This window comes from Agrobacterium sp. 10MFCol1.1 (assembly GCF_000381165.1).
Lineage (GTDB): Bacteria > Pseudomonadota > Alphaproteobacteria > Rhizobiales > Rhizobiaceae > Agrobacterium > Agrobacterium tumefaciens.
This window is the reverse complement of the sequence record NZ_KB906076.1, coordinates 219717-237109: the sequence shown is the minus strand read 5'-3', so window position 1 is coordinate 237109 and position 17393 is coordinate 219717. Positions and strand designations below refer to the sequence as shown.

The 17393-nt window shown below is 58.8% G+C and carries 15 protein-coding genes; 4 read left to right on the top strand and 11 right to left on the bottom strand.

Annotation, left to right across the window (positions count from 1 at the left end; genetic code table 11):
- Positions 1-10 precede the first annotated feature (10 nt).
- Together F617_RS0114535 and F617_RS0114530 are read right to left on the bottom strand one after the other, a co-directional pair.
- Positions 11-832 carry an iron-siderophore ABC transporter substrate-binding protein gene (locus tag F617_RS0114535; protein WP_019565794.1) on the bottom strand — a complete coding sequence of 274 codons (822 nt, stop codon included), beginning with the start codon at positions 830-832 and terminating at the stop codon, positions 11-13.
- 44 nt (positions 833-876) lie between these two features.
- Complete coding sequence (locus tag F617_RS0114530) at positions 877-3072, bottom strand: TonB-dependent siderophore receptor (protein WP_019565793.1); 2196 nt, start codon at positions 3070-3072, stop codon at positions 877-879.
- Positions 3073-3357: 285 nt separating this feature from the next.
- Between F617_RS0114530 and F617_RS0114525 the strand changes: the two genes are divergently transcribed.
- The 3 genes from F617_RS0114525 to F617_RS0114515 are packed head-to-tail and all read left to right on the top strand — an operon-like array spanning position 3358 to position 6934.
- Complete coding sequence (locus F617_RS0114525; RefSeq protein ID WP_034502199.1) at positions 3358-4104, top strand: helix-turn-helix domain-containing protein; 747 nt, start codon at positions 3358-3360, stop codon at positions 4102-4104.
- Complete coding sequence (locus tag F617_RS0114520) at positions 4101-4958, top strand: ABC transporter ATP-binding protein (RefSeq protein WP_019565791.1); 858 nt, start codon at positions 4101-4103, stop codon at positions 4956-4958. Before F617_RS0114525 ends, F617_RS0114520 begins: the two co-directional genes overlap by 4 nt.
- The gene (locus F617_RS0114515; protein ID WP_051093861.1) at positions 4955-6934 is read left to right on the top strand and encodes an iron ABC transporter permease; all 1980 of its coding nucleotides are present in this window, start codon (positions 4955-4957) and stop codon (positions 6932-6934) included. Before F617_RS0114520 ends, F617_RS0114515 begins: the two co-directional genes overlap by 4 nt.
- Positions 6935-7078: 144 nt before the next feature.
- On the opposite strand, the gene F617_RS0114510 is transcribed toward F617_RS0114515, so the two are convergent.
- From F617_RS0114510 to F617_RS0114490, 5 genes are all read right to left on the bottom strand, one after another.
- Positions 7079-7939, bottom strand: a complete 861-nt coding sequence (locus F617_RS0114510) for an alpha/beta fold hydrolase (protein ID WP_019565789.1) — start codon at positions 7937-7939, stop codon at positions 7079-7081.
- Positions 7940-8052: 113 nt separating this feature from the next.
- Positions 8053-8973 (bottom strand): HlyD family secretion protein, encoded by a 921-nt coding sequence (locus tag F617_RS0114505; RefSeq protein ID WP_019565788.1) that lies wholly within the window; start codon positions 8971-8973, stop codon positions 8053-8055.
- A 1-nt stretch (position 8974) separates the two neighbouring features.
- Positions 8975-9181 carry a DUF1656 domain-containing protein gene (locus F617_RS0114500; RefSeq protein ID WP_019565787.1) on the bottom strand — a complete coding sequence of 69 codons (207 nt, stop codon included), beginning with the start codon at positions 9179-9181 and terminating at the stop codon, positions 8975-8977.
- The gene (locus F617_RS0114495; protein ID WP_026330862.1) at positions 9178-11181 is read right to left on the bottom strand and encodes an FUSC family protein; all 2004 of its coding nucleotides are present in this window, start codon (positions 11179-11181) and stop codon (positions 9178-9180) included. Before F617_RS0114495 ends, F617_RS0114500 begins: the two co-directional genes overlap by 4 nt.
- Positions 11178-11549: a hypothetical protein gene (locus tag F617_RS0114490; protein ID WP_019565785.1), complete on the bottom strand. Its 372-nt coding sequence runs from the start codon at positions 11547-11549 to the stop codon at positions 11178-11180. Before F617_RS0114490 ends, F617_RS0114495 begins: the two co-directional genes overlap by 4 nt.
- Before the next feature lie 71 nt (positions 11550-11620).
- Between F617_RS0114490 and F617_RS0114485 the strand changes: the two genes are divergently transcribed.
- Entirely contained in the window at positions 11621-12427 is an 807-nt protein-coding gene (locus F617_RS0114485; protein WP_051093860.1) for a helix-turn-helix domain-containing protein, read from the top strand.
- Between the two features lie 457 nt (positions 12428-12884).
- Here F617_RS0114485 and F617_RS0114475 read toward each other — a convergent pair whose 3' ends face one another.
- Genes F617_RS0114475 through F617_RS0114460 form a run of 4 tightly spaced genes read right to left on the bottom strand, consistent with a single transcriptional unit; the run spans position 12885 to position 17391 of the window.
- Positions 12885-13646 carry an SDR family NAD(P)-dependent oxidoreductase gene (locus F617_RS0114475; protein ID WP_019565782.1) on the bottom strand — a complete coding sequence of 254 codons (762 nt, stop codon included), beginning with the start codon at positions 13644-13646 and terminating at the stop codon, positions 12885-12887.
- 3 nt (positions 13647-13649) lie between these two features.
- The gene (locus F617_RS0114470; protein ID WP_019565781.1) at positions 13650-15332 is read right to left on the bottom strand and encodes an SMP-30/gluconolactonase/LRE family protein; all 1683 of its coding nucleotides are present in this window, start codon (positions 15330-15332) and stop codon (positions 13650-13652) included.
- A complete protein-coding gene (locus F617_RS0114465) occupies positions 15329-16312 on the bottom strand; it encodes an NAD(P)-dependent oxidoreductase (protein WP_019565780.1) in 984 nt (327 codons plus the stop codon). The genes F617_RS0114470 and F617_RS0114465 overlap by 4 nt, the downstream gene beginning before the upstream one ends.
- A complete protein-coding gene (locus F617_RS0114460; protein ID WP_019565779.1) occupies positions 16309-17391 on the bottom strand; it encodes an ABC transporter ATP-binding protein in 1083 nt (360 codons plus the stop codon). Before F617_RS0114460 ends, F617_RS0114465 begins: the two co-directional genes overlap by 4 nt.
- Between the last annotated feature and the right edge of the window lie 2 nt (positions 17392-17393).

Here is a 17393-nt window from a genome sequence, read left to right as displayed (position 1 = left end):
TCCCGCCCGCCTAAACGAACCGGGAGACGATCTGGCGAGTCAGATGCTGCAACGAGGCGGTGGAACCGAACGGCCAGGAGGGTGTGCCAGTCAAACGGACATTTCCTTGCGCAACGACAGGCAGCATAGGCCAGAGCGAAGCGTGGAGAAGATCAGCCGGAACGGACTCGCCAAGGATGAACAAGGTGCTGTCGCTATCGAGAGACGCAAGTCCTTCCAGATCGATTGTCGTAAAGCCGAAGGATTGCGCCGGCATTTCAATGCCATCGGCAAAACCGATTTTCCTGAGAAGGCTCGAAATTGCGGCGTTGGGTGCAAAGACCCGTAACCGCGGAACGCCAGGTAATGGTTGCGCGACAACCAGCTTGCGGCCTGCCTGCCAGGCATCGCGCAATTTCAGGTTTTCGATATCATCATCGAAACGTGCGAGGAGCCTTTCGACATCATCCGATCGGGAAAGTGCTGCGCCCGCCTGACGGGCGCTCTGATAGACGCTTACCAACATGTCACCGTCGTTTTCCTGATCGTCGATCAGGTGAACCGGAGCGATCTTACCGAGCGCACGGGCGATGGACGCGTGCCGGTAGTGAGACGTCAAGATGAGGTCAGGTTGCAATTTGCGGATCGCTTCCAGGCTTGGCTGCTGTCGTCGTCCAACGTCAACGGCGTCCGAAAGGCCTTCATTTGCGACATTGACCCATGTTCTGTAGCCGGAGATTTCCGTGCACCCAACGGGCGATATTCCAAGGCAAAGGGCAATCTCGGTGGCAGTCCAATCGAGCGTGACCAGGCGTGAAGATCCTGAGGCGGCGAGTGCCACTGGCGCAGCCATTAAAGCCACCGCGCCGCTCAAGAACGATCGTCTGCGAATACCAGCTACCACTTCACGCTCACTGTTCCGACAACGGTCAAACCCTGCCCGTAATAGCACTGCGTGGGGGTGTTGCAACCGGCGACGTAGGTCTTGTCGCCGAGATTGTACCCGTTAAGCTGGAACGAGTAGCGATCATGTTCGTAACGGGCAAATGCATCCACCAGCGTATAACCAGGAACGAAGAATGAGTTCGCCGTATCCCCGGCAGTCTTGCCGATGCGACGGACACCTGCACCAAGCGTCAATTTGCCGTTCCAGCTATCTGGCATCGGCAGATCATAGCTCACGAACAGCGATTGCTGCTGCTTTGGAACGGTATACGGCATCTTCCCGATCTGGGCTGGCGTCTGGCTCTCGGTTACCACAGGATCCTGCCAACTCGCCGCCGCAGTAAGGTTGAGGCTGTCCCAAAGCGTGGCGTTGGCCTCCAGTTCGATCCCACGAACGCGCACTTCGTCAGTCTGGTAATAAACGCTTGCAACACGATTGACGACATTCTGTTGCGTTGCCTCGAACCCGGACAGGGTCAGGCTGAAATCGTCCCCCTGTGGCGCGAATTTCACACCGACTTCCTTCAACTCGCCTTTGGTTGGCTTCAGCGGCGTTGGCGTCAATGTCAGCACCGGGGAGAAGGACGTTGAATATAGCGCGTAGGGTACAAGGCCGTTATCGAAGACATAAGCGGCACCAACCCTGCCCGTGAAAGCTGAATCGTCCTGCCGGTATCGGGTGGTAAGACCGCTGGCAAGAGCGGTGCTGTCGGAGTCGTTACTGACATAGTCTTGGCGACCGCCAACGGTCAGACGAAGGCCGCCGAGTTCCATTTGATCCTGCAGATAAAAACCAACCTGACGCTGTGTCTGATCAAGGTGTGTCGTCAGTGCTGCCGGCTGTACGCCAATGCCGTAACCCGGGTTGAACAGGTCGAGAGTGGGGCCACTGCGTGATCCTGTCCTGTTGACGAGGTTTTGCCACTGCACATCGATACCGCCGAGAAGCGTATGGCTGATTGGCCCACTGTCGAACCTGTACTCAAGATTGGTGTCCAACGCCACGGCGTTGAGCGTTGGCTGCGCATTGTAGACGAGGCGTGAAAGCGTGCGCTGGTTAGCGGAAAGACCATTGCCGAAAAGGTTTTGATAATTGACGTCCAGGTATGAGTACCGGAAATTCTGGCGCAGAACGAGATCGTCGTTAAATGCGTGTTCCAGCCGATATCCGATATAGGCCGTTTCCTTGTCGTAGATCGCCAGCGAGGGATCTCCGTCCGAAAAGCTGCGCGGTATCGTTAAACCGAGACGATTGGGATAGATGCTCCCGACGGCAGGAATAAGCGAGGGCACCTGGCCGGCGTCATCCTTCATGTAAGCGCCATATACCGTGAGACTGGTATCTTCATCCGGCGACCACCTGACCGTCGGGCTTATGGCGAAACGGTCGTTTTTTCCGAAATCGTTCATTGTTTCGCTGTCGCGGATAATGCCTTCCAAGCGATAGGTAAGATCGGAATCCGCACCGAGAGGGCCGGTTACATCAAACCCTGCTTCCTTCTGTTTGTAACTTCCGAAACGGGTGTAGACTTCTCCGCCAGCTGTCTCTGATGGATCCTTGCTGATCATGTTGACAACGCCGCCGACATTCGTTTGGCCGAAAAGCGCGGAACTTGGTCCGCGCAGCACTTCCACCCGATTAAGGAAGTAAGGCTCCACGCGAAAGCCAGCATAGCCGCCTGTCTGGTTTGCAATCTGTGGCACGCGCAAGCCGTCGAGATAAAGATCGGCGCCAAAGCCGCGAATGCTGAAGTAATCGGAACGGGGATCGTTGCCGTAGCGTTGGCCGTTGACATTCGCGCTATAGAGCAAGCTGTCCGCCACCGTCTGTACGGCTCGATCTGTCATGGCGCCGCGGGTCACGACGGAGACAGATTGCGGTGTCTCGGCTATCGCCGTCGTGATCTTGGTGGCTGAAGCCGACTGCGTTGCTACGTAGCCACGTTGTTCGACACGGGCCCCTTTTGTCGCCGCTGTCCCCTGGACAACGATCGGCTGAAGCACGGTGGAAGCATTTGTCTCTTGTGCCTCAGCCGTTCCCTTCTGGGGGACGAGCGCGCTCAACGCAACGCCCGACACGAAAAACAGGAGCCGCTTTCTGGTGTCGTGGCCGGTTGATGTGCGAAGGCGAAGGACGGTGTTCTGCATTCGAGGACCTGTGATAGGAATACTGCGCGAAGGGTACCCCGGACTGTCCGCAGTGTTTGCCAAATCCCGCACGCTTGGCCGCTTAACTAGACTTTTTTTATCAGCATTGTCAGGTCAAAATCGAGCTTTTCCGGGCCATTTAGTGGCCTTATCTGGCTGAATCGTAGTTTTCTGTTTTGTCGGGCCAATCTTTCCTTTTGAAATATGGACGCTGCGCGATTATGGCTCTCTGCGTTGGATGCGGTCGTGAGACTGCTATGAGAAATCCCATCGCCTGGAACCATGATGAAACAGCCGCAAAGGGCAGCCGACCTTCAAAATGTGCCGCGGCCCGTCGCTGCCATGGCACGGACCTACGAGCAAAGCGTCGATTTTGGCTGGCACAGCCATCGCCGAGGCCAATTGTTACAGATCATCGACGGATTCATGACCGCCCGTACCCCCGACACCTCATTTATCATCCCCTGTGGCTACGGTTTGCTGATTACCCCGGAGATACCGCACGCGGTTCATTCACACGGGCGGGTCTCCATGCAGTCGGTCTACATCGAACCGGATCCAGGCGTCGCCATGCCATGGGAGCCGACGCGTGTCATCTCAACCTCCACACTCCTTTCGGCAACGGTTGGGGCGTTTTTGAACGAACCGACCCTTTATGACGAAAATGGCCGCGGCGGACATCTCGCGGCACTGATGCTCGAGGAGATCGCAAATGCGCAGGAAGGCCCGTTTGCGCTTCCAATGCCAAGTGACAAGCGATTGCAACGGCTGTGTCGGGATCTTTCTGAAACACCGTCGCTCGATCTCGATATAGATCGCTGGGCAGACAATCTCGGCATGAGCAGGCGCACCATGACCCGGAAATTCCGAATTCAGACCGGCATGAGTTTCGCCGAATGGCGGCGTCGCTTGCGCATGGCGCATGTCATGCGCCGCCAGGCCGAGGGAGCGCGCCTGGAGGAGGCAGCGGCGGACGTCGGTTATCGCAGCTTGTCCTCTCTTCGCAAGGCCATGCGTGAGGTGGCAGGATGAACAGGCCGCCGAGCAAACAGAGGACGCAGGCCATCGCGGCTCAGGCGTTTGGTCTCAGCGTCGTCTATGATCAGGCTCAAGCGCTCCGAAAGGTCGATGCCGTTGCGCTTGAAGGCCGGATTACCGTCATATGCGGCGCGAACGGCTCCGGTAAAAGCACGCTTCTCAAATGCCTCGCCGGACTCGAGAACCCGACGGAAGGCGAAATCCGCTTGTCCGGGCAGCCGCTCAACGCGTTGTCGCGACGCACCGTCGCCCGCCAGGTTGCCGTCCTGAGCCAGACACCAGAGGTTCCCATCGGCCTGAGCGTCGAAGAACTCGTTGAACAAGGCCGTTATCCTCACCGTCCCTGGCTTGGTCGACTGTCGACACGGGACCGCAGGATTATCGAAAGCGCCATTTTTCGCGTCGGCCTTCAAAATTTGCGTGCGAGGCAACTCACGACCCTGTCCGGCGGTGAAAGGCAGCGAGCTTGGTTGGCGATGGCTCTGGCGCAGGAGCCGCGCATCCTTTTTCTTGATGAGCCCACGAGCTTTCTCGACATCAGACACCAGGCCGAATTGCTGACCCTCCTGCGCAAACTCAACACAGAGGAAGGTCTTACGATCATCGCGGTGCTTCATGACCTCAATCAAGTCATGGATATCTCCCATGACGTCGTCCTGATGCAAAAGGGTCAGGTTCTTGCGGCTGGGCCGACGCATCAGGTGCTGCGGACTGACCTGTTGCAGCAAGCCTTTGAGTGCCACGTCGATCTCGTGCCACATCCAGATGGAAGCGGGCGAACCTACTGCATGGTCGACTGGATCGGCGCCGGCAACCGGCAAAGCCGTCAGGCCTTGGCTCAAATATGAATTTGTCTTGCCTCCCCCTTCGTCGATTTGCTCCAGCCCTTGTCTGGTCCGTCGGCGTGGTCCTTCTGCTGGTCCTGGCAGCGCTGGAATTGAGAGTGGGAAGCAGGCTGGTCGGCTTGAGGGATGTGTTTCTTTTTCCGACAGGCCCTGAGACGCTCGCGCAGGCAATTTTGGAAACAACTCGGGCGCCCCGTCTGGTCGCAGCGATATCAACTGGCGCCGCGCTTGCGCTAGCAGGTTCGGTTCTTCAGACCGTCTTGAGGAACCCTTTGGCGGCTCCGGATATACTGTCTGTAACCAGTGGCGCGCAGCTTTTCCTCGTCGTATCGACCTTGCTGCTTCCCTTGTCTCTGCCGCCCATCGTAGTGACGAGCGCCGGCGGCCTTGCTGGCGCGGCCGCGTGCCTTGCACTGGCCGGCGGCTTTCAAGCCCCGCCGGGCCGGCTGGCTCTTTCCGGTGTCGCCGTGTCGCTTTGTTTTTCCGCGGTGTCATCGGCAATCGTGCTTATTGCTGACGAACGGGCGTCCGGTCTGTTACTCTGGTCGTCCGGCATTCTGGACCAGACCGGATGGTCCAGAACCGCAACAGCAACCCCGTTGGTGCTCCTGTCCTTCGTGGCGCTCATCGTGATGGCGCGCGCCCTCGACTTGCTGGGACTGGGCGACAAGGCTTCGGCTAGTCTTGGGGTAACACGGGCCGTCACGCTTTTCGGTCTGCTCATCGGCGTTCTTCTTTGCGGCTGCGCCGTAACCATTGCAGGGCCCATCGGCTTCATCGGTCTTGCAGTCCCGAACGTATTGCGCGCATTAGGTATAAGCCGGCATCACCGCCACCTGCCGCTTTCAGCGGTTTGGGGAGCAATCACCCTCCTCCTTGCAGATGTCGTCACGCAATCTCTGGCGCGCAATGGCACGACCATACCTACAGGCGTTGCGATTGCCTGCCTCGGTGCACCTGTCATGCTATTCCTGCTGCGCAGGGCAAAGATAGGGGGGGAGCGCCGCATAGGTTTGCCCATAGGCATTGCGCCCCCACCTTTCCTCCTCGCCGTTGGAGCCCTTGTCACCTTGGGCCTGATGACGATGGCGGCAAGTCTCGCGACAGGCGACGGAATATCATCGACACTCGCAGAGCTGACAGGAAACCTCGACCTGCGCGCGCCTCGCCTTCTTGTCGCACTCGGCTGTGGCGCGTTGCTCGCTGCTGCTGGCACGGTCCTACAGGCGGTGACGCGCAACCCGCTGTGCGGGCCAGAGACGCTGGGCCTTACACAGGGAGCAGCGTTGTTTAGCCTCGTCGCACTCCTGCTGGGACTTTCACCAGCAACGCCAACTTTCCAGGTCGTCGCTCTGTTGGGGGCCATCACCGTGCTTTTGCTGCTCCGGTTGCTGGCGCCGAAGAATTCTCCGGAAAAATTGGTTCTGGCTGGTGTCGCAATCGCCGCAAGCCTGGGCGCGGTCGCAACAATCATTGTCGTGGAGGCGCGCTTGCAAACGGCTCAGGCACTTTCTTGGCTCGTCGGCTCGACGCACGCCCGCGGCTACGCCGACGCCTCCATGCTGATGCCGTGGGTTTTTGCATTGTCGGCTATAGGCCTGTTGTTCAGTCGCCATCTCGACGCCTTTTTGCTTGGGGACGAAAAGGCCCGCTCACTGGGCCTGGCGACGGGAACCGCGAGCAAATACGCGATGGTCTATGCCGCCTGTGCGGTGGCGATCGCCGTTTCTTCCATCGGGGCCGTCAGTTTCGTTGCCCTGCTCGCACCGCACGCGGCTCGACTTCTTACCGGAGCACGCCACGAAAAAAATCTCCCTATCGCAATGATGCTGGGCGCTGTTATGCTGGCTTTTGCCGACACCGTCGGTCGCAGCATTATCGCGCCGCTCGAACTTCCGGCAGGCATCATCACCGCTATTATCGGCGCACCCGCCTTCATGATCCTGCTGCGTTCCGGATTGAGGTCACGGTTGTCTTGATCGCACGAAGTAGCGCGGAACCCCAACACGATTGTTTGCAGGTGTTCGCTCTTATGAGACCAACGGATCACGCAGCATCGGGCCAACAGACCCAGCGACAATGCTGATCATTTCTTCGGCAAGGGGTGGGGGCGATCGATGTCTTCACGCTGTGAAAAATGAGATGAGCTCACGCGCCAGTTCAACAGGGGCCTCTTCAGCCATGTGATGTCCGCTCTCTATTCCCCGGCCCGAAACGGGAAGGCTCGACCAGGGCTGCCATACCGCCGGCACATCGCCATACAACATTTCCAGATCGTCCTGCAGTGACCACAGGACATGAAGCGGGCATGTCAGTCTTTTTCCGGAATTTCGATCATCAAGATCGTGGAGATGGTCTATGTGAACACCCGCGCGATAGTCACCCAGCATTCCCCGGACAGTCGCTGGGTCTTCAACAGCCGAGCGGAAGTCCGCGAAGTTTCCCTTTCCCATGGAAGCCTCGCTGCCGCCATACCAGGCCAAGGGATCAGAAAGAATGGCCCGCTCGGGTTTGTCGTGTTGAGCAAAGAAGAACCAATGCCACCAATGCGTGGCAAAGCTAACATTGCATCGCTCCAGCGCTTCCAGGATCGGAACCCCATCAAGGATTGCGAGCTTCTCAACCCTTTCAGGGTGGTCCATCGCAGTACGAAATGCGGTGTAACTGCCGCGGTCGTGGCCCGCCAGAAAGAACCGGTTGAAGCCGAGATGTTCCATGAGAGCGACACAGTCACGAGCCTTGGCCCGCTTTGACGACGCTTCATGATCATACGGGTTAGCCGGTTTGCCAGACTTCCCGAAACCTCGCAGATCGGGGCAAACAACCGTGAACTTCTCGGCCAGGATGGGGGCCACCTTGTACCAGGTTGTGTGTGTTCTCGGATGTCCGTGCAGCAGAAGAAGCGGTGGACCACTTCCGCCATGGCGAACCCGGAGCGTTGTTTCCGGAACCGTGATCATTTCCAGCTTGAAATTTTCAAACATCGCGCTTCCCCTGAAATCGTTGAGTGAACGGTCTCTGCGACGACCGGTTCCGCCTCAGCCTGCCGTTAGACCCTGCGCTTCGGCATTGCCTTAGAACTCGGCTTTGGTAGCGATCAGGGTGTGATGGCGGAGGGCAATGGGAGAGGAGGTGCCGCCTGGTCCCGCTTTTGCTCAATCGAAACGGTCGCCGTCCTTCCCGCGACCAGCCGAACCGTCGCCGGAGCCTCATCGATCTCGATCCGCACCGGGATTCGCTGGGCAAGTCGAACCCATGAGAATGTCGGCGTCACGCTTGCCAGCGAACCCGCACTATCGCTTCGTTCCCGATCCTCGATCCCCGCAGCAATTCCCGCGACATGCCCGGTGACCGATTGGGCTTCACCCATGATATTGATCGTAACTGGATCACCGATATGGATTCTCGGTAGCTTTGTCTCTTCAAAATACCCTGCAAGATAGATGGATTCTTTTTCCACCAGGACGCCCACCGCAGTTCCAGCCAGGACATAGTTACCCCGGCGCAGGGAAAAGTTCGTAATTGCCCCGGACGCCGGCGCTCTCACGATTGTCCGCTCAAGGTTCAGCTTTGCCAGATCCCGCGCGACCAGTGCAGATCGATAGGCGGCCTCTGCCTGATACATCCGGCTTTCCGCTTGCTGTCGCTCCTTCAGGCTGGCTGCTTCCTTTGAGGCAAGCAATTGATACCGCTCAAAATCGGTTTTCGCCATCTCCGCAGCCGCCCTGCTACCCGTTACCTTCGCTTCTGCCTCGCGCAGCGCGAGGCAGAAGCGATCCGTTTCAATGCGAAACAGCGGCGTTCCTTTTTCCACCTGCGCATTGTCTGATATCAGAACCTCGGCGACAGGCCCGGAAACATCTGGTGCCAATCGGATGATATCAGCGCGGACATGGGCGTCACGGGTCCATGGCGCCTCCATGTAGAAAGACCACAAGTGCCAGCCCAGAATCGCAGCACATGCCGTCATCGACAGGGTTAGAAGCACTTGACCCGTGGTGAGCGTCAGATTTTTCATGTCATTGAAACCAGTTGATAGCGGCAGAAAATCCGCCGACAAGGGTAATGTACAGCGCAAGGTTAAACAGTGAGCGGTGCCAAACCATACGGTAGAATGCGATCTTGCCGAGAAGCGATGTGAGAAGGCGCAGGGCTGCATACGCAAACAATGCGTGCGCCGCGAGCGAGGGCAGAAAGACGCCATAGAGTTCGACCTGCTCCGTCACGCGGGCTTCCTCCCCGCCCCGGCTGTTGGGTAAACGGGAGCGTAAGCGTCCGGAGCAATGCAGAGGCGAAGTGCAACGGCGCGCATCAGAAGCTCGGTATCCATCGCGGTGGCGGCCGCGGGGGAAAGGATCATACCATCCAGCGCCTGCACCGCCTTTTCCACGGAGCCCTCACCTTTAGCGGCACGGGCACCGTACAGGGCTGCGACCGCCTGAAAGGCCGGTTTGGCGGCGAGCCGGATACCGTTCGAAGCCTTGGGCACAAGCTCCTGCATTGCAAGCAGATGCAGCCCTGCCCGGACCTCCCTCAAGAGGTCGCAGTCGCCAATTTCCAAGACCGCTGGTCGTTTTGCCATTCGTAAGGCCAACAGACCGGCAACGTCGATCATGCGATGGTGGGTGACCAGGACGTCGGATTGCTTGCCAACCGCGATGCTTACGACATGTTTCCGGATAACAGAAAAAAGCCTTCTGTCATTTGTCTCGCTTCGCACGGATCGAAGGAGGCTGCAAACCGTGATCGTCCAGACCATTGCGAGTATGGTGGCCGCTGCGGCATTGACGAAGCTGATGAAGTCTGTCGCTGGATAGGCCTGAAGGGTAAGAAGCAGCGGAAAATTTATGCAAAGACCCATGCCGACGAGGGCAAGCGAAGGCACTGCGAGACATAGGCCCGCCGGCATCAGAAACAGTCCCAAAACAGCGGCGAGCGACGCAAAACCGTCGACTGCCGGAAGGATCGCAAAGCCGTAGATGAATGCCGCAATCGCCGCACCGATCGTCACATTGACAAACTTGCGCATGGCAGGGACCGGATCATCCATGGTGGCGAGGAGGCAACAAAGGACGCCCGATATCTGGGCGAAGGTAACCCCGTCGGACCAGCCGGTTGCGATCCAGAAGAAGAGGGAAGTGACAAGGCATGCTGCAACCGTCAGCGATGACAGCAAAGCCATTCCGATATCCCGATGCAGTGCAGGCATTCTGTCGGACGCGCCAGCCGCTCTACGTCCGCCCTCATCTTCAATGGATTTTCGAAGAGTGAGGCACTCGTCAGAGAGCCGAACAACAGCCCGCAGATCTCGGGCAAATCTGACGAGAAGAAGTTCTTCCCATGTCGGAGGCGAGGTGGAGAAGGCGAGCGCATCGATCGTGGAGGAGGAGCCTCTCGGTCTCGAATCCATCTCGGCGATTATCGCCAATGCCTTTTCACGACCACCCGGGTCAAACCTGCCCAGTGATCGTCGCAAATCCTCCAGTTCGCTCAGTAGCGGCAGAAAGGAAAGCATCCGGTGCTGCAGCGACCTTACCAGTGCCACTCTGCTTTGGTATCTGGATCCGTCATATTGAAGATGAACCGCGAACGACCGCAGATCGGCAGCCTCTGCCGCCAGGGCGTGGCGTTCCATCCGGCTTTGGTTTCCGTCCTTTTTTCCGGTTGCTGTGGCTTCGAAAAGCTCCTGCGCCCTGGCCATCCATCCATCGATCCGGTTGAGAAGGGTCGTCCCCACGTGAACCGGAAAAACAACGTGACTGACAATCGACGCGCAGATGATTGCGAGGCCGATCTCCTCGGTGCGGGAAACGACAATATCGAAGGTGTTTACCGGAGCGTTGACGAGCGGCAGTCCTGCAAGAAGCACGGTATAGCCCGCCAACAGGCAAATATAACTACGCGGTGTGCGATCAAGGAGACTGACGAAGGTACACCCGGAGACCCACAGGACGATCGCGCCGGAAAGAAGTATAGGTTCGTTCACAAGATTCGGGACCATGAGGATCGTTGCACCACCGCCGATGATTGTGCCCAGCAGCCGATATGCCGATTTTGACGAGATCGCGCCGGACAGGGGATGAGCGACGATGTAGACGGTTGCAACCGCCCAGGACGGCCGGTTGAGATCGAAGCAAATGGCTGCAAGATATGCCGCCATCGCCGCAAGAAATGTTTTCAGCGAAAAGATGACGTTCCCGCTGGTGACAACTGGCCGGGAACTCACACCTCATCCCCCGGCAGTGTGGCCTTGCGCTCGATGCCTTTTTCATCAGTGGTAACATTGTCTGCGAGGCCGTAGGTCGCTGGCGACACATAGAAAAAGAATGGTGCAGCGAGGCAGGCGTGTAGATAGGCTTCGGCAGCGTCATCGCGTACAACAGTCGACATGGCCGGAGGCTGGCGGGCAAGTAATGCTCGGGCTTTCGAAAAAAGAATGCCTGTAATCCTTTTCAGAACAGCGGCACGATCCGGCCTTGTCCCCATCAGGGATGGGGGCAGGATGCAGAGCCTGCGAGGTCCTTTCGAGGTCAGACGAATTTCGGTCCGGACGATATCCGACCACCAGCGGTCGTTGTGTTTTTGAAGTGCCATGATCACCCTCCAGCTTCTTGCGAGATGACCCTATCGACAAACCGATCGGACGAATTTAGATATTCCCTCTAATGATCACTAAATACCCCCAGCCACCACTATCCCTGTCCGGTGCCCTCGCCGACCATGATGTCGAAAGCTCTTCATCGCGCGTTCGCGCTGTGAGGATCGACGTGTCTCAGAATGAACGCGAGGCTCCCGAACACCAGCACCGTAAGGGCCAGCTTGTCATGCCGCTGCTGGGAGGCGTGACTTGTCGCGTCCCAAGCGGCATGTGGATGGTTCCGCCTCATTGTGGCGTCTGGGTTCCAGGGGGCATGCTTCACAGCAATGTGGCCACCGCCAACGCACGTTTGTTTTTCCTGTTCATCGAGCCGGGGGCTGCCGATCTGCCGAACCGGTGCTGCACGCTTTCCCTGTCTCCGCTCGTCAGGGAACTGATCATCGAGATGGCCGACCAATCGGCTGCCGCGACTGCTGACTTAGAGCTCATGGAAACGCTGCTTCTGTCGGCATTGTCGCGGATGCCGGTCGAGCATCTTCACCTCCCGCTGACGGACGAGCCCCGGCTTGCACGCATTGCATCCGAGCTGGCAGACGATCCATCCAATCGCAGTACGATGGCGCAATGGGCAAAACGAGTGGCGATGAGTGAGAATTCGCTCGCCCGTCTCGTTCAAAGCGAAACGGGCCTTACCTTCGGCCGCTGGCGACAACAATTGCAGGTGATTGTCGCAATCCGAAGCCTTGCAGCGGGGGCAACGGTGCAGCAGGTTTCGGGGGATCTTGGATATCAATCCGTCTCTGCATTCATAACCATGTTCAAGAAAGCGCTTGGCACATCGCCTGCCCGATATCTGGGAAACTTCGACCGCTGAACGTTAGAAGGTACAGCGACACCTGAAAGGAAATCGGCCGGCTGGCGAAGCTTCCTCCCAATGGACACTCTCCTACCGCAATGGTTTTTACGACCCGCCTCCCACGTGCCGCCATGCGCGCATTTCTCGATTACATGAGAAGCTATAACGGTCAAACGAAGGGCGCGCTAGAACGCCGCGACATTGTCGATCAGCTGATCGACCAGCGACTGGACCGCTGCGCTTCTTACCCACGCCACATGCGGCGTCAGGATGATGTTCGGCAAATCAAGCAGACGCATGAGTGGACGATAGTATGCGGCAGTTCGGTGATGACAACGTCGAAGCCAGGCCCGCACAATCGCCACATTATCGGCGCTGGTTTTTAGAATGACGACCTCTCCAGACGATCACCGCAAAAGTTGCTGGGCCAACACCTGCGTTCGGGACATTTTGCATTTTTTCAATATCCGCCCGCTCAATAACCTCCGGTGAGAAAAATCGTTTCGCCCGTCATGAAACTACATGCCTCCGACGCCAGAAAGACAGCTGCCCCCACCATCTCTTCCGGTCGTCCGGCCCGCCCCATCCAGTTCAGTGCGCTTACATATTCATTCCAGCCCTCCGGATCCTCAACGCGGCGGTGAGCGTTGCGGTCCGTATCGATGAGGCCAGGAGCGAGAGTATTGAGCAACACGTTGTCGCGGGCATAATCTCTAGCCTGACTTTGAATTAAATTGTGCTGTGCGGCCTTCGTCGCCGCATAGGCGGTAACGACGCTTTTGGGCCTTAGCTGATTGACTGATCCTATGGAGACGATCCTGCCCCATTTCCGAGCCGACATTCGCGGCAGTGCCGTCTGCAGCATGTCGACCGTCGAGCCCAGATTGACCGCCAGTTGAAACGCCAGATCACCTGGCGTCAGCGCCGATAGAGGGGCATTGATCTGGGCACTGGCGTTGATAACAAGGATATCGAGTGGTGCGATCGCCTCTGCTCGCTCAATAAGATCCCGACCAGCCCCGACTTCGGAGAGATCGCCTGCCAGATGATCCGCCGCTCCCCCGTGCGTAACAATCCGCTCATGTACAGCCGCTGTGGCGCCCGGCTTGACGCCATGCAGGATGACATGGGCACCTGCCCCAGCCAGCCCTTCGGCAATCGCCGCTCCTATCCCACGGCTTGAACCGGTAACAAGCGCCACGCGGCCCTTCAGGCCAAAAATGTTTTCAAGGTTCATCCTTTATCCTTCGAACAATGAGACATGCGCACCGGAAACTCCCGGACGGCAGGAAAACAGTCCACCTGACAGAGGCGCGTCGGCGAGTGTCGAGGCCGGCAGGCGGGTGCGGGCGCTGGTGATGAACAGCGTCGACAGATCCGGGCCACCAAAGGCGATGCTGGTGGGACGGGGCACCGGCATCTCAATTACCTGGTCGAGCTTCCCGTTTGGAAGATAACGGCGCACGGACCAGCCATCCCAGATCGCACACCAGACCCCTCCTTCCGCGTCCACCGCAAGACCGTCCGGCCGGCCGTCAGCGACGGGAATGCGTGCGAATTCGCGGCATCCCGACAGCGTTCCGGTCGCGGGATCGCAATCATAGGCGTGGATGAGGCCAGGTACCGTGTCAACAAAGTAGAAGGTTTTCCCATCCGCGCTCCAGCCGAGGCCGTTGGAGACGATGATGCCGCCTTCCTTGCGTTCGAATGCGCCATCGGTGCTGATACGATAAAGCGCACCCGTGGGCTTGGAGGCGTCAATCCTCATCGATCCCACCCATATCGCGCCGTCAGGCCCGCATTTGGCATCATTCAAGCGGTTGTCGACGATGCCTGCCTCCGGGCTGACGAAGGGTGTGAGGCGACCTGATGCAAAATCCAGCCATTCGATCCCATCCTGAGACGCCACCAGCAGACGCCCACCGCGAACCGGAATGACCGCGCTGACCAACTTCCCGGTCTCGCAGGTTTCGTTCCGGCCACTCGCTGGATCAAACCGGTGGACAGCGGGATGCAGAATATCGACCCAGTAGAGCGTATTTTCGCCATCGTGCCACACTGGACTCTCGCCAAGCTGTGCGCCCCACGGTAAGACGCAACTCAGCTCGGCACTCGGACGGCCGGTGACAGACCGGGGCCTGGGCCTGGAACTAATGGCGACAGCCCCAGCCGCACCCGTGATACGGCGGGCGGCAGCAATCAATTCGCGCCCGGCTGGATGGATATTGGAGGAACTGAGCCGCGATGATGGGCCAAGCGCAACAAGCACGCCGATCGGCGTATTGTCGCGACCCATGACAGGCGCGGCTGCCGAATTTACACCTGGCAAGTGCTCCTCATAAGAAATCGAATAACCACGTGCCCGGGTCAACGTCAGGTCGGCCTGGAGCGCATCGAGCGTGGTGATGGTTTTCGGGGTCTGCACATCCAGCGTCACACGGTCCAAGAGGGCACGGCCGACGGCGGGGTCCTGAAAGGCGAGCAGTGCCTTGCCGGGTGCCGTGCAATGCAGGGGGACGCGGCGCCCCACCTCGACGCGCACAGAAAGGCCATTCGGCGAACGTTCGGCCAGATATTGCGTCATCGTGCCGTCAAGCCGGCACAGCGCAACCGTTTCCCCCAGTTCGGCCGCCAGCCGCTCGAGTTCCGGGGTCGCCGCCGAGACAAGATCGAAACTCTCCCAGACCCTATGGGACATTTCCAGAAAACGCTGGCCCAGAACATAAGTGCCACGGGCCGCATCCTGACGGACGAGACCATAGGCGATAAGGGTGCGCAGGATGCGTGCAAAGGTCGGCTTCGGCAGGCCGGAGGCGCGCAACAACTCGGCAAAACGTAGCGGTTCCTGCGCGTCGGCAACCATATCGAGCAGGGTCAGCCCTTTGGCCAGCGCCGCCGTGCCGCCCGGCGTCTCGGGCTTCATCGCCTCTGCTCCTTCGCGCGTCGCTCCAGCCTTGCGGCCGCCGCTTCGTCCAGCATCCGGTCCATCGTCCATTCTGCTTCAAACCCCAAAGTGTTTCTGATCCGCTCGTTGGACGTATGGTAATAAACGCCGTCGCCGGGAAAATCGACTGTCACGATGGGAAGGCCGGTCAGCGCCGCAATCTTCGGCAGAAGCTTGGCGAAATCGGCCGGTTCATCGGAACCGAGATTGAAGGTGCCACCCGCCGCCTCGGGGTGATCGAGAGCGAGCAGAATTCCCGCCACCATGTCTCGCGTATCGGTAATGTGCATACGGAATGGACGGCCGTTTTTGTTGCGCGACAGAATGTGCGACGGCTCACCGATATCTCGGGACTGGAGCAATTCGGCGATAGCAACGTTTCCGAAATTCTGCTGCTGGCGAAAGCGTGGCCGTAAGAAAAACCGGGGACCGGAAAAGAAACTCTCTTCGTCCAGCAGTTCCGCCGCATCCTGCGTATGCGAAAACCGCAGGATCACCGTTTCCATGGTGCCGCTTCGCTGGTGAAAGCGCACCAGCTCTTCGCCCAAAAGCTTGGTCAGGCCATAGGGCGAATTGGGGCAAAGCGGATGATCCTCGGTGACCGGCAGGAATTCCGGTCGGTTTTCCGGATAGACCTCGCCTGAGGAAGCGAACACGAAACGCCGCAGGCCAGATGCTGAAGCGGCATCCAGAAGCCGGCGCGTACCCTCGACATTGACAGCGAACATACGATCGCGATCTGCCGGAGCCCAGGACATGAAGGCTCCCAGATGCAGGACGGCGCTCACGCCCTTCAGAGCTTCGGACAGTGCCTGCGCATCCTCCAGCGACCCGACGACTTCCTCGCCGCCGGTTCCCGATGGCCTGAGATCAAAACCGCGAACGGTGCGGCCCTGTGCGCGCAAGGCGGCGACAGCGGCACGGCCGACCCGGCCCGCCGATCCGGTGACGAGGATCATAGCCGTTCTCCGGTCTTTGCATCGAAGAGATAAAGCTTGGCCGGATCGAACCCGAGCCGGAGTGCCTCGTTTCCAGGAAGATTGCCGGTATGCGAGACGCGCGCGATCAGACCCTTGGACTTGCCCTCCTCGCCATCGGCCACCCTTGCGCCTTCCGCGTCGAAATAGACGTATTTTTCCGATCCGAGGCTTTCCACCAGCGTCGGGTGAACATCGAAGGTGACAGGAGCATCGCCGAGAACGAGATGTTCCGGCCGCAGACCGACGATCACGCTGCCTTGGCGATCAGCCGCGCCCGGCACGGAAACATGTTGTCCAAACAGGGTAACAGTGCCGTCACGCAGTTGCGTATTGAGGAAGTTCATGCCCGGCGAGCCGATGAAACCGGCAACGAAAAGATTGGCCGGGTTGTTGAACAGTTCGTCCGGTGCGGCAATCTGCTGGATGATGCCGCCCTGCATGATCACGACCCGGTCCGCCATGGTCATGGCTTCGACCTGGTCATGCGTCACATAAACGGTAGTGACCCCGATGCGTTTGTGCAAAGCGCCGATTTCGGCACGCATATGGACACGCAGCTTGGCATCGAGGTTGGACAGCGGCTCGTCCATGAGGAAGGCTTGCGGCTGGCGCACGATCGCTCGTCCCAGAGCCACGCGCTGCCGCTGACCGCCTGACAGATCCTTGGGCTTGCGATCCAGATAGGGCGTCACTTCCAGAATGCGCGCCGCATCGTCGACCCGACGGTCAATCTCATGCCTGTCCGTGCCGCGCATCTTCAGCCCGAAGCCGATGTTCTGGCGAACCGTCAGATGCGGATAGAGCGCATAATTCTGAAACACCATGGCTATATCGCGGTCCCCGGGCGCCAGATCCGTGACTTCATTGTCGCCGATAAAGATCTGCCCTTCGCTTGCCGGTTCGAGACCAGCAAGGATTTTCAACATCGTCGACTTGCCGCAACCGGAAGGTCCAACCAGCACCACGAACTCGCCGTTCTCGATCTCAAGCGAAAAGGGCCTGAGCACGTTGAGCGCGCCATAGGACTTGCTGACGTTGCGAATGGAAATATTGGCCATGC